Origin of the sequence: Frisingicoccus sp., assembly GCF_048388605.1 — a bacterium.
Classification (GTDB): domain Bacteria; phylum Bacillota; class Clostridia; order Lachnospirales; family Lachnospiraceae; genus Frisingicoccus.
Genome location: NZ_DBGCTU010000034.1, coordinates 1 through 12,708, shown reverse-complemented (window position 1 = coordinate 12,708; position 12,708 = coordinate 1). Strand labels below are relative to the sequence as shown.

Below are 12,708 nucleotides of genomic sequence, written 5' to 3'. Positions count from 1 at the left end.
GAGGATATAGATCAATATGAAATGGAATAAATATCGCCTGGCAACCACCACAGAGGCGGTGGATCTGATCAGCTATACATTGGCCGAGATGGGCATTGAAGGAATTGAAATTGAAGATAAGGTTCCCCTTTCCGAGGAGGATAAAAAAAGAATGTTTATTGATCTGCTTCCGGATCTGGAGGAGGATGACGGCAAAGCCTACATTTCCTTTTATATTGAACCGGAAAAGGATCATGATTCCACTCTGGAAGAAGTGCAGGCCGCAGTCAGAGAACTGGCCGACTTCGTGGATATCGGAGAGGCTGCGATCGAAAAATCCCAGACGGAAGATATCGATTGGATGAATAACTGGAAAAAATACTGGAAACCTTTTAAGGTAGACGAACATATTATTATCAAGCCGACCTGGGAAACGGTGGAGGATGTGCCGGAGGATACGCTGGTTGTGGAATTGGATCCGGGAACCGCCTTTGGAACGGGAACACATCATACGACCCGCCTGTGTATTACCCAGTTAAAGAAGTACATGCAGCCGGGGCAGAGCATTTTGGATGTGGGCTGCGGCAGCGGTATTTTATCTATCATTGCTCTTCTCCTTGGGGCAAAAGAGGCATCCGCCACAGATGTGGATGTGCATGCGGTGGAGGCTGCGCTGGAAAATGCCGGGGTAAACGGTATTCAGAGTGACGTCTATACGGTACTTACAGGCGATGTAATTTCCGATGAAGACTTCCGCCATAGGGTGGGCGAACATAAATTTGACATGGTGCTGGCAAATATTTTTGCCGAGATCATCATTCCGCTGAGCGGCGTGGTAAAAGAAATGATGAGGCCGGGGGCGCTTTTTATAACTTCCGGGATTATTGATGAACGGGAAGAAGATGTAAGAAAAGCCCTGACAGAAAACGGATTTGAGATTATGGAAGTGACTCATTCCGGCGGTTGGGTATCCTTTACGGCAAGGGCCTAGACAGGAGAAATGATATGCCGAGATTTTTTGTAGACCCGTCACAGGTGCGGGGAGACTGTATCGTCATTCAGGGAAATGATGTCAATCATATAAGAAATGTCCTCCGGATGCGTCCGGGGGACGAATTGTCATTAAGCGACGGCCGGGGGACCGACTACTTTTGTCGGATTCAATCGATGGAGCGGGAGGAAATCTGTCTGTCCATTGAAAATTCCTGGAAATCTTATGTGGAACTTCCGGTAAAGCTTTATCTCTTTCAGGGGCTCCCTAAAGGGGATAAGATGGAGTTGATCATCCAGAAGGCCGTAGAACTCGGGGTATATGAGATCATCCCTGTGCGGACGAGCCGGGTGATCGTTAAATTGGATGAGAAAAAAGAATCGAAGAAAATTGCCCGATGGCAGCAGATTGCCGAAAGCGGCGCAAAGCAGTCCGGGCGCGGGATGATTCCGGAGGTAAAACCGGTGATGGGATTGACGGAAGCTCTGACTTATGCCAAATGCCTGGATGGGGTTTTGATTCCCTATGAAAAGGCAGAGGGTATTAAAAAGACAAGAGAGATCATCGCCGGATTAAAAGGCAGGAAATCTGTCGGGGTTTTTATCGGCCCGGAAGGCGGTTTTGACGAGGCTGAGGTGAAAGCGGCCATGGCGGTCGGCGCCATGCCGGTGACTCTCGGAAAACGAATTTTAAGAACAGAGACGGCAGGATTGACCATGCTGTCCATATTGATGTTTGAATTTGAAGAGGAATAATATGGAGATCAATTTGGGCCACAGTGCCGTTACAAAAGAAATATATTTGGATAATGCCGCGACGACAAAGGTCTATCCTTCCGTGTGTGAGAAGATGGTTGAGGTGATGTCAAAGGATTATGGCAATCCGTCTTCATTGCATATGAAGGGCTTTGCTGCCGAGCAGTATGTGAAGGAAGCAAGAAAGACCATTGCTTCAGTGATGAAGGTGGATGAAAAGGAGATCGTGTTTACTTCCGGAGGCACCGAGTCGAATAATATGGCGATCATCGGCGCGGCCATGGCAAATAAGCGGCGGGGAAAGCATCTGATCACCACGTCGATTGAGCATGCTTCGGTATATAATCCGTTTATCTGGCTGGAGGGGCAGGGCTTTGAAGTGACCTATCTTCCGGTGGATAACCACGGGATAGTTTCGACGGAGGCTTTGGAAGGGGCGCTCAGGGATGATACGATTCTTGTGTCTGTTATGGCGGTCAACAATGAAATCGGTACGATTCAGCCCTTGGATGAAATCGGAGCCGTGATCAAGAAAAAAAGCCCGGAAATTCTCTTTCATGTGGACGCGATTCAGGGATTTGGAAAAATAGAAATATATCCGTCAAAGCTTCGAATCGATTTAATGTCGGTCAGCGGACATAAATTGCACGGTCCGAAGGGCATTGGATTTTTATATATTAAAAATAAAGTGAAGGTTCAGCCTTTGATCTTGGGCGGCGGACAGCAGAAGGACATGCGTTCCGGCACAGAAAATGTTCCGGGAATCGCGGGCCTTGGCGAGGCCGTGTGCCGTGTGTTTGAAAATTTTAAAGATAAGCAGAGAAATTTATATACTCTCAGAGAGCAGTTTGTGAGCCGTTTAGAGCAGATGGACGGGGTGAAGATCAATGGATTTGCCCATCAGGTATCGGATGTGAATCTGCATCAGGGACCGGCACCCCATGTGGTGAGCGCGAGCTTTGAAGATATTCGTGCGGAAGTGCTTCTTCATGCGCTGGAAGAGAGGGGAATTTATGTGTCTTCCGGTTCGGCCTGTTCGTCGAATCATCCGGCCATCAGCGGTACTTTAAAAGCAATTGGTACAGAAAGAAAATTTTTGGATGCGACAATACGGTTCAGTCTGTGTTATGATACTACAGAGGAAGAATTAAATACCTGCTGCGAGGTGCTGGAGGCGCTGCTTCCGATGCTGCGCAGATTCACACGGGGAGGAAGAAAGTAATGTTTAAAGCCTTTTTAATAAAATATGGCGAGATTGGCATAAAAGGGAAAAACCGATATCTTTTTGAGGATGCACTGATTAAGCAGATCAAATATGCCTTAAAGGATGCGGCAGCCTTTGATGTGACCAAACAGCAGGGACGGATTTACGTTCATATGCTCAGCGATTATGATTATGATGAAGTGGCAGCGGCTCTGACGCGGGTCTTCGGCATCGTGGCAATATGCCCGGTGGTGATCTGTGACGATCCATCCTGGGATAATTTAACAAAAGTGGTGGGAGACTACATAGATGAGGCCTATGAAGACAAGCATTTTACCTTTAAAGTGGATTCCAGAAGAGCTGACAAGCGCTATCCGAAAAAATCTATGGAGATTAGTGCGGATATCGGTGAATATCTTTTGCAGCGGTTTCCGGAGATGTCGGTGGATGTCCATAAGCCGGATGTAATGTTGAATATTGAGGTCCGCGAGAAGACCTATATTTATTCGAAGAGTATCAAAGGGCCGGGCGGTATGCCGGTGGGAACCAATGGCAGGGCGATGCTTCTTCTGTCCGGGGGGATTGACAGTCCTGTGGCCGGATATATGATCGCAAAACGGGGTGTGGTGATTGATGCCACTTACTTCCATGCACCGCCTTATACGAGCGAGCGGGCAAAGCAGAAGGTTGTTGATCTGGCCCGTATCGTGGCCAGATATGCAGGACCGATTCGGCTGAATATTATTAATTTTACGGATATCCAGTTGGCCATCTATGAAAAATGTCCTCATGATGAGCTGACGATAATCATGAGGCGGTATATGATGCGGATTGCGGAGCAGATCGCAAAGGAGGACGGCGCCCTCGGGCTGATCACCGGTGAGAGTATCGGCCAGGTGGCCAGTCAGACACTTCAGAGTCTGGCGGCAACGAATGCAGTGTGTACCATGCCGGTATTCCGGCCGGTGATCGGATTTGATAAAAATGATATTGTTGAGATTTCCGAGAAAATCGGCGCTTTTGAGACATCCATTCAGCCTTATGAAGATTGCTGCACTATTTTTGTTGCGAAACACCCGGTCACAAAGCCGAGTATTCGGGTGATTGAACGATCGGAACATCATCTGGCGGATGTGATTGATGGAATGATGGAAGAAGCGGTTCGCGGCCGTGAAGTGATTGTCTGCGAGTCTGATATATAGGAGCTTCTGAACAAAAAAAGGGGCCTCGCATCACTGGCATATACCAGTATGCGACAGCCCCTCATACATTATCTATTGAACAAGGAACGGCTTTAGGCTTTCCATAATTTCGGCGTCATCATCATTATAAATGGTAAGGCTGATCGGTTTGGATAAATCCAGACTGAAAATCCCCATAATGGATTTGGCGTCAATCACGGACCGGCCGGACATAAGGTCAAACTCGGTATTGAATGTGTTAACGGAATGTACAAATGCCTTTACTTTATCAATGGAATTAAGATTAATTTGAACTGTGTGCATTGGAAAAACCCTCCCTGAAATACAATGCTAGCTTAATTTTTTATATGTATATAATACAATTTATGAATTAAAAAGTCAATACAATTTGACAAATTAATCAAAAATTAACCCACATAAAACTATAATTTTGAAAAATGACGAAAAAAGAAAGAAATATATTCTGAATTGTCAGAAAATATCAAAACTGGAGGAGACAGGATGAAAAGTGTCGCTTTTTGTACGCTTGGATGTAAGGTAAATCAATATGAAACAGATGCCATGGAAGAAATCTTCCAGAAGGGCGGATACGAAATCCGGGATTTTCATGAGAAGGCGGATATCTATGTTATTAATACGTGCACGGTGACAAATATGGCTGACAGAAAATCCAGGCAGATGCTTCATAGGGCCAGAAAGAAAAATCCGGAGGCAATCATTGTGGCCGCCGGGTGCTATGTTCAGGCGGCAAAGGAAGCGGTTGAAGCGGACGAAGCGATTGATCTGATTGTCGGAAATAACTGTAAAGGACAGATTTTATCTTTGGTGGAGCATTTTGCTGAGGAGCGGGAAGCCGGGAAACCGCAGCCGGGGGTAGCCGGAGCGGCTATGGAGCCGGAACCGCAGGCAGTTTCCGCCGGTTGGCTGGATATTAACCAGCCCTGTGAGTATGAGACGTTATCTATTACAAGGGTTTCGGAGCATACAAGGGCTTACATTAAGATTCAGGACGGCTGTAATCAGTTTTGCTCCTACTGTATTATTCCCTATGCGAGAGGCAGAGTGCGAAGCCGCAGGCCGGAAGATATCATTTCGGAGGTTTCGGCATTGGCTTTGGCAGGATATAAAGAAATTGTTTTGACCGGAATTCATATTTCATCTTACGGAAGAGACTTTAATGATGGAAATGATCTGATTTCACTGGTTGAAAAACTGGCAGCCGTTGAAGGGATTGAGCGGATCCGCTTTGGTTCGCTGGAGCCGGGAATTATTACGGAGGATTTTGCTCAGAGGCTGGCAAAATTGCCGCAGATCTGTCCGCATTTTCATTTATCTCTGCAGAGCGGCTGTGAAGATACCCTGCGGCGGATGAATCGCCACTATACGCCGGAGGAGTATGCGGCGCGGTGCGAACTGCTCAGAAAATATTTTGACCGTCCGGCCTTCACAACGGATGTTATCGTCGGATTTCCGGGAGAGACGGAGAAAGAATTTGCGCAGACAGAAGCCTTCCTTGAGCAGATTCATTTCGCAGAGATGCACATATTCAAGTATTCTCCGAGAAAGGGAACCCGGGCGGCGGTTATGCCGGATCAGATAGATGAGCGGGTCAAAACAGAGAGGAGCGGGCGGCTTCTCAGGCTGGCGGAGAAAATGTCGCGGGATTACCGGGAGGACTGTCGGGATAAGGCGCTGGAAGTCCTTATTGAAGAAGCAGTGGAAGTGGATGGCGAAACGGTATGGACTGGGCAGAGTCGGGAATATATAAAATGTGGAGTAAAATCTGACAAAATCAGATCAAAAGACATCGTGAGCTGTCGAATGACTGGGGTAAAGAATGAAGATTTTGTGTTTTGTGAAATAATTGATTGAATTATTTTATGATTTATATTAATATAGTGAGTAAGTGTAAGGAAGTGATTTTATGGAGAACATGGCAAATACACAGTATTTTAAAGTAAGTAATAATGCTGAGATAACTGTAAAGGATATTTTGGAGGCGGTTTATATCGCTTTGACGGAAAAGGGATATAATCCGGTCAGCCAGATCGTCGGCTATATTATGTCCGGGGATCCGACCTATGTGACAAGCTATAAAAACGCCCGGTATCTGATCATGAAGGTGGAGCGGGACGAGCTGCTGGAGGAACTGTTGAAGAGTTATATTGATGTGAATCTCAAGTAAAGCCATGCGTATTTTAGGATTGGATTATGGTTCAAAGACTGTGGGCGCAGCAGTCAGCGATGAACTCGGATGGACGGCCCAGGCGTTGGAAACAATTACCAGAAAAGACGAAAATAAACTGCGGAAAACGCTGGCCAGGATTGAAGAACTTGTAAAAATTTACAATGTGGAAAGGATTGTTCTGGGATATCCAAAACATATGAATAATGATGCGGGAGAGCGCTGTGCGAAAACAGAATCCTTTAAGGAGATGTTGGAACGTCGGACAGGCCTTCCGGTGGTTTTGCAGGATGAACGGATGAGTACTGTTTCTGCAGAACGGATTCTTATGGAGGGCGGCGTCCGCAGAGAAAATCGTAAAGATTATGTGGACAAGATGGCGGCCGCCTTTATTTTGCAGGCATATATGGATCGGATGGCCCATGAACAGAAAAATCAGGTGATTTAAGTGTCGGAGAAACCGGAAAAGATTACATTTTATACGGATACAGAGAAAGTAGAATTTTATGTCATTGAGCAGACATGTATTAATGGCGTTAATTATATATTAGTTGCGGAGTCAATGGAGGATGAAGCGGAAGCTTTTATTTTAAAGGAAACTGTGAACGAAGAAGACGCCGAGGATGTGATTTACAGCGAGATAGAGGACGACGGTGAGCTGGAAGCCATAACCCGGGTGTTTTCGGAAATGTTGGATGATATTGATATTGAAATGTGAACGGATAAATTCTAAAAAACGGTCAGAGGACGATAGGCTTTATTAAGCGTATCGTATTTGTCGTGAGTATCTATCATCCTTTGTGTATGATATCGGAGGTTAAATATTGAAAACAAAAGTAGTAAAGAAAGAAAACGAAGGCGTAAAAGTCATTCCATTGGGCGGATTGGAAAGTATTGGAATGAATATTACCGCTTTTGAGTATGGTGACAGTATTATTGTAGTGGACTGCGGACTCTCATTTCCGGCGGATGATATGTTGGGGATTGATCTGGTTATTCCGGATGTCACCTATCTTGAAAATAATATTGATAAAGTTAAAGGTTTTGTTATTACCCATGGACATGAGGATCATATCGGCGCTTTGCCCTATGTTTTGAAGAAGGTGAATGTCCCGGTGTATGCAACGAAACTTACGATGGGAATTATTGAACATAAGTTAAAAGAACACAATTTGTTAAAGACGACCCGCCGCAAGGTGATCAAACATGGTCAGTCTATTAATCTGGGATGTTTTCGAATTGAATTTATAAAGACGAATCACAGTATTGCCGATGCGACGGCGCTGGCGATCCATACGCCGGAGGGCATTATTGTCCATACCGGTGACTTTAAGATCGATTATACGCCGGTATTTGGCGAGAGTATTGATCTGCAGCGGTTTGCCGAACTTGGCAAAAAAGGTGTGCTGGCTGTTATGATGGATAGTACCAATGCGGAACGTCCGGGATTTACCAATTCGGAGCGGACGGTCGGCCAGTCCATTGACCGTATATTTGACGAGCATCGAAGCGGGCGGATCATTGTGGCGACCTTTGCCTCAAATGTGGACAGGGTGCAGCAGATCATCAATTCGGCCTATAAGTTCGGACGGAAAGTTATCGTGGAAGGCCGGAGTATGGTCAATATTATTTCCATTGCATCGGAATTGGGATATATTCAGATTCCGAGTGAGACATTGATCGATATCGATCATATGAGGAATTATCCGGATGAACAGCTTGTTCTGATCACAACCGGAAGTCAGGGCGAAACGATGGCGGCCCTTTCCCGTATGGCTAATAATACCCACCGTCGGGTATCTATTAAACCGGGAGATACGATCGTCTTCAGCTCCAGCCCGATTCCGGGAAATGAAAAGGCTGTGTCCAATATTATCAATGAATTGTTCCGCAAGGGCGCGGAGGTTATCTTCCAGGATACCCATGTTTCAGGTCATGCCTGTGCGGAGGAGATTAAGTTGATTTATGCGCTGACCCATCCGAAATTTGCCATCCCGGTGCACGGTGAATACCGTCATCTGAAAGCGCATGCCAAACTGGCGGAAAAGATGGGTATTCCGAAGGATCATATATTGATTCTTTCTTCCGGAAATGTGCTGGAATTAAAGGATGAAAAAGCGAAGGTTATCGGCCAGGTGCCTCACGGCGGAATTATGGTCGACGGACTCGGCGTCGGCGATGTGGGAAATATTGTGCTGCGTGACCGCCAGATGTTGTCTCAAAACGGTTTGCTTATCGTTGTGCTTACCCTTTCCAGATATGACAATCGGCTGCTGGCCGGACCGGATATTGTCTCCAGAGGTTTTGTCTATGTCCGTGAGTCTGAGATGCTTATGGAAGATGCCCGCAAAGTGGTTGACGCGGCAGTGCAGAAATGTCTGGACGGGCGGGTCAGCGACTGGAGTAAGATTAAGAGTGTGATTCGGGATACTCTCAGCGATTATGTCTGGAAGCAGACGAAGAGAAATCCGATGATTCTTCCAATTATTATGGAAGTCGATGTTTAGACTTGATAAATTGAAGAGAATTCTTTATAATGGTAATGTTAATGCTAATGGTTAACATTACCATTATAAATATGCAGGAGAAAGGCCCGGTGGAGGATGAAAAATGTAGAATATCAGACCCGGCAGCTAATTCGGGAAATTAAACGCAGTAATGTGTATAATCAATACCGCCGTCTTCAGATAAAAATTGTCAGAGATGAGGCGTTGAACCGAAGAGTGGATGAGTTTCGAAAAGCATGTTTTATGATACAGAATGGGCCGTCAGAGCCGGAGGATATGCGGCGGCTGGAGGCATTGAATGAGGAATACAGGGATATTCTGCAGAATTCAGATGTGATAGAGTTTCTGACAGCGGAACAAAGTCTGGCGATGATGATGAACCGGGTGACGGAGCAGATTTATAACAGCCTGGATTTTGATGTTTCGTTTTTGGATAGCTAGAGGAGGACACAGACATGAAGAAAGTCATTTCTGCCATTTTAGGACTTGGTGTAAATATTATTATCTATGTGGTAGCCATTTTTATTCTCTTTCGTGCCGGGGCGTTTGCCTATGATTTTTCATATGAGGTTTTTGGGGAACCGGTGGTATCTGAATATAATGATGAGGAAGTTCGGATTGAGATTCAGAGCGGCGACGGAAGCAAGACGGTGGCTAAGAAGCTGAAAGATGCAGGCGTGATCAACAGCGAGTGGGCATTTATCTTAAAGTCCAGTTTGAGTAAAGCGAATCTTATGCCGGGTGTTTATGTGGTGAAAGCTAATATGTCTGCCGATGATATGATCGCGTTGATGGGAGATGCGAAAAACTCTGTCGTGCAGCAGCCGACGGCGGAGGAACTGGAATCTCAAACCGGTGAAGAGACCGGGGAGAATACAGAGGGCAGTGATGAAAACGCGGAAGATACGGGTGAAGGAGAGAATGGCCAGTGATAGTTGATGAAAGAATGCTGGACTATATCCTTTCGCTGGATAAGGATGAGAGTCCTCTGGTCCGAACAATTGAACAGGAGGCTGTCAGAGATTATGTGCCGATCATCCGAAAGGAGAGTCGGAATCTTCTGAGAGTTTTGTTGAAAATAAAGAAGCCTGGGGCTGTTCTGGAGGTTGGGACAGCCATAGGCTTTTCCGCTGTTTTGATGGGAGAGTGTCTTCCGGAGGGCAGTCATATAACGACTATTGAAAAATATGAAAAACGAATTCCCATAGCCCGGGAGAATTTTCGCCGGGCCGGCATGGAGAAAAAGATCACTCTGCTGGAAGGGGATGCCGCCGATGTGCTGAAGGGGCTTGAGGGGCCCTATGATTTTATCTTTATGGATGCGGCGAAGGGGCAGTATATCCATTTTTTGCCGGAGGTTTTAAGACTTCTGGCGCCGGGAGGTATTCTTGTGTCGGATAATGTTCTGCAGGACGGCGATGTGGTGGAATCCCGGTATGCGGTCGTGCGCCGGAATCGAACGATTCACAGCCGGATGAGGGAATATCTGTGGACATTGAAGCATATGGACGGACTGGAAACGATTGTTTTGCCGATCGGCGACGGTATGACTGTCAGCGTAAAGGCGTGAAAATACACCGGTGCAGCAGTATATGAGGAGTAGAAATATGAAAAAACCAGAGTTATTAATTCCGGCCAGCAGTCTGGAGGTTTTAAAGACGGCGGTCGTATTTGGCGCGGACGCCGTATATATCGGAGGCGAGGTATTCAGTCTCCGGGCAAAATCAAAAAATTTCTCCATGGAAGACATGAGGGAGGGAATCAACTTTGCCCATGCCCATGGAGCGAAAGTTTATGTGACAGCGAATATTTTGGCGCATAACGGAGATTTGGACGGTGTGGAGGCCTATTTTCATGAATTAAAGGAAATCGGGCCGGATGCCCTTATCATATCCGATCCGGGGGTTTTTCAGATTGCAAAGGAAGTCTGTCCGGAGATTGAAATTCACATCAGTACCCAGGCAAATAATACCAACTATCGGACTTACCGGTTCTGGCACAGCCTGGGCGCTAAGCGTGTCGTTTCTGCCAGAGAATTGTCGATGGAGGAGCTTCGGGAGCTTCGGGCAAATATTCCGGAGGATTTGGAGATTGAGACGTTTATCCATGGCGCCATGTGTATTTCCTATTCGGGGCGCTGCCTTTTGAGCAGCTATTTTACCGGCAGGGATGCGAATCAGGGGGTCTGCACTCACCCATGCCGATGGAAATATGCCATTATGGAGGAAACCCGTCCCGGCGAATATCTGCCGGTTTATGAAAATGAGCGGGGAACCTATATTTTCAATTCTAAAGATTTGTGCATGATCGAGCATATCCCGGAGTTGGTGGAAGCGGGGATTGACAGCTTTAAGATCGAGGGACGGATGAAAACGGCCCTTTATGTGGCGGTGGTGACCCGGACTTACCGGCAGGCCATCGATGATTATCTGAAGGATGAAGCCCTTTATCGAAGCAGGATGGAATATTATAAGGAAGAAATCGCAAAATGTACTTATCGGCAGTTCACAACAGGATTTTTCTTTGGAAAGCCGGATCATGATACGCAGATTTATGACAATAATACCTACATTAAAGCGTATACCTATCTGGGATTGATCGGCGACCGCCGGGATGATGGCTTTTATGGGCTGGAGCAGAGAAACAAATTTTCTGTGGGTGAAACGATAGAGGTTATGAAGCCGGACGGCCGGAATGAGGAAGTGACAGTGCGGGCTATGACGGATGAGGAAGGCCTGCCATTGGAGAGCTGTCCTCATCCGAAACAGAAGATTTATGTGGATCTGGGGATAGAACTTTCACCTTTTGATCTGCTTCGCAGAAAAGATTGAAAACAAAAAGGATTGAGACAGATGAGGGATGGTAGTATGGGCGAGTATTTTAAAGTCTTTCAGTTGGCAGAGAATGTTTATCATATTTATGAGCCGGGAGGCGTGGGCAGCAGTCTGATCGTCGGCCGACGTCAGGCTATGCTGATCGATACCGGCTATGGATTTGCCGATATTTCGGCGGTGGTGCGTAAAATCACAGATTTGCCGCTGCGGGTAGTGAATACCCACGGGCATACGGATCATGCCGGCGGCAATCGTTTTTTCAATAAAGTATGGATGAATCCGGCGGATAAGGCAACCTATAAGGACTATCAAAAGCATCAGAAACCGCTGGTTGCCGCCCTGTTTGAGTCAAAGCGGAAAGCTGCGGGAAAGGGGCCAATCTGGCCGGAGGACTTTGATCGGATGGCATGGTATGAAGCGGGGACGAAGGAGTTTTGCTGGCTGATCAACGGGCAGACCTTTGACCTGGATGCGCCGGAGGAGCGCTGCAATCAGACCTTTGATTTTGAGGAGGCTTCGGAGGAAAATCATTTGATTGAAGCCATTTTTATGCCGGGGCATACCGTCGGCAGCGTGATGTTTTTTGACTGGAAAAATCATATTCTTTTCCCGGGGGATGACCTGGATTACAGCCTCTGGATGCAGTTTGATACAAGCGCACCGTTATACACTTATAAAAAACGTCTGCAGCAGTTGGAGCAGTATCCAATCGAGGCAATTTTGCCGTCTCATAAAAAACAGCTGTTGTCCACCTGGATTTTAAAACGGATGCCGGAAGCTATCGAGCATCTGTCGCTGGAAAAAAGCCGTCGTTTTTTTCATCCGAGAACAGGACAGCCGGGCTGGCTTTATAAAGAACCGTTGAACGGGGAGAGCCCGGACGGCCAGGACACAATTTATATCACCTATCAGATAAATAATATGTAAACTGTCAGGGACAGACACAGCATCCCAAAGCGGCGCATACATTAAAATAAAGGTCGCATAGGGGTGCTTTTTTCTTGCAGTCATTTCCAAAACCGTTGAGCAGCGAAGAAGAAGCCTATTATCT

15 protein-coding genes are annotated in these 12,708 nt (G+C 46.5%); 14 read left to right on the top strand and 1 reads right to left on the bottom strand.

Annotation, left to right across the window (positions count from 1 at the left end; translation table 11 throughout):
- Positions 1 to 16: 16 nt before the first annotated feature.
- Genes prmA through thiI form a run of 4 tightly spaced genes read left to right on the top strand, consistent with a single transcriptional unit; the run spans position 17 to position 4,131 of the window.
- Positions 17 to 970: a 50S ribosomal protein L11 methyltransferase gene (gene prmA, locus ACMN7X_RS08525; protein WP_418747040.1), complete on the top strand. Its 954-nt coding sequence runs from the start codon at positions 17 to 19 to the stop codon at positions 968 to 970.
- Positions 971 to 984: 14 nt separating this feature from the next.
- Entirely contained in the window at positions 985 to 1,725 is a 741-nt protein-coding gene (locus tag ACMN7X_RS08520; RefSeq protein ID WP_418747039.1) for a 16S rRNA (uracil(1498)-N(3))-methyltransferase, read from the top strand.
- Between the two features lies 1 nt (position 1,726).
- Positions 1,727 to 2,947 carry a cysteine desulfurase family protein gene (locus ACMN7X_RS08515; RefSeq protein WP_418747038.1) on the top strand — a complete coding sequence of 407 codons (1,221 nt, stop codon included), beginning with the start codon at positions 1,727 to 1,729 and terminating at the stop codon, positions 2,945 to 2,947.
- Positions 2,947 to 4,131 (top strand): tRNA uracil 4-sulfurtransferase ThiI, encoded by a 1,185-nt coding sequence (thiI, locus tag ACMN7X_RS08510; protein ID WP_418747037.1) that lies wholly within the window; start codon positions 2,947 to 2,949, stop codon positions 4,129 to 4,131. Before ACMN7X_RS08515 ends, thiI begins: the two co-directional genes overlap by 1 nt.
- 72 nt (positions 4,132 to 4,203) lie before the next feature.
- Here the strand turns inward: thiI and ACMN7X_RS08505 are convergent, their stop codons facing one another.
- Positions 4,204 to 4,434 (bottom strand): HPr family phosphocarrier protein, encoded by a 231-nt coding sequence (locus tag ACMN7X_RS08505; RefSeq protein WP_418747036.1) that lies wholly within the window; start codon positions 4,432 to 4,434, stop codon positions 4,204 to 4,206.
- 198 nt (positions 4,435 to 4,632) lie between these two features.
- Here ACMN7X_RS08505 and mtaB point away from each other — a divergent pair, with 198 nt between their 5' ends.
- From mtaB to ACMN7X_RS08455, 10 genes are all read left to right on the top strand, one after another.
- On the top strand, positions 4,633 to 6,003 hold the full coding sequence (mtaB, locus tag ACMN7X_RS08500) for a tRNA (N(6)-L-threonylcarbamoyladenosine(37)-C(2))-methylthiotransferase MtaB (protein ID WP_418747035.1): 1,371 nt from the start codon (positions 4,633 to 4,635) through the stop codon (positions 6,001 to 6,003).
- A 52-nt stretch (positions 6,004 to 6,055) separates the two neighbouring features.
- Complete coding sequence (locus ACMN7X_RS08495; RefSeq protein ID WP_132088519.1) at positions 6,056 to 6,316, top strand: IreB family regulatory phosphoprotein; 261 nt, start codon at positions 6,056 to 6,058, stop codon at positions 6,314 to 6,316.
- A 4-nt stretch (positions 6,317 to 6,320) separates the two neighbouring features.
- Positions 6,321 to 6,764, top strand: coding sequence for a Holliday junction resolvase RuvX (ruvX, locus tag ACMN7X_RS08490; protein WP_418747034.1), 444 nt, complete (start codon positions 6,321 to 6,323; stop codon positions 6,762 to 6,764).
- A complete protein-coding gene (locus tag ACMN7X_RS08485; RefSeq protein ID WP_418747033.1) occupies positions 6,765 to 7,034 on the top strand; it encodes a DUF1292 domain-containing protein in 270 nt (89 codons plus the stop codon).
- A 106-nt stretch (positions 7,035 to 7,140) separates the two neighbouring features.
- Positions 7,141 to 8,823 (top strand): ribonuclease J, encoded by a 1,683-nt coding sequence (locus ACMN7X_RS08480; RefSeq protein ID WP_418747032.1) that lies wholly within the window; start codon positions 7,141 to 7,143, stop codon positions 8,821 to 8,823.
- Between the two features lie 96 nt (positions 8,824 to 8,919).
- Positions 8,920 to 9,264: a YlbF family regulator gene (locus tag ACMN7X_RS08475; protein WP_418747031.1), complete on the top strand. Its 345-nt coding sequence runs from the start codon at positions 8,920 to 8,922 to the stop codon at positions 9,262 to 9,264.
- Positions 9,265 to 9,278: 14 nt separating this feature from the next.
- Entirely contained in the window at positions 9,279 to 9,755 is a 477-nt protein-coding gene (locus ACMN7X_RS08470; RefSeq protein ID WP_418747030.1) for an endolytic transglycosylase MltG, read from the top strand.
- Positions 9,752 to 10,393 carry an O-methyltransferase gene (locus ACMN7X_RS08465; protein WP_418747029.1) on the top strand — a complete coding sequence of 214 codons (642 nt, stop codon included), beginning with the start codon at positions 9,752 to 9,754 and terminating at the stop codon, positions 10,391 to 10,393. Before ACMN7X_RS08470 ends, ACMN7X_RS08465 begins: the two co-directional genes overlap by 4 nt.
- A gap of 37 nt (positions 10,394 to 10,430) precedes the next feature.
- Positions 10,431 to 11,654 (top strand): peptidase U32 family protein, encoded by a 1,224-nt coding sequence (locus ACMN7X_RS08460; RefSeq protein WP_418747028.1) that lies wholly within the window; start codon positions 10,431 to 10,433, stop codon positions 11,652 to 11,654.
- Positions 11,655 to 11,690: 36 nt separating this feature from the next.
- The gene (locus ACMN7X_RS08455) at positions 11,691 to 12,584 is read left to right on the top strand and encodes an MBL fold metallo-hydrolase (protein ID WP_418747027.1); all 894 of its coding nucleotides are present in this window, start codon (positions 11,691 to 11,693) and stop codon (positions 12,582 to 12,584) included.
- Positions 12,585 to 12,708 lie beyond the last annotated feature (124 nt).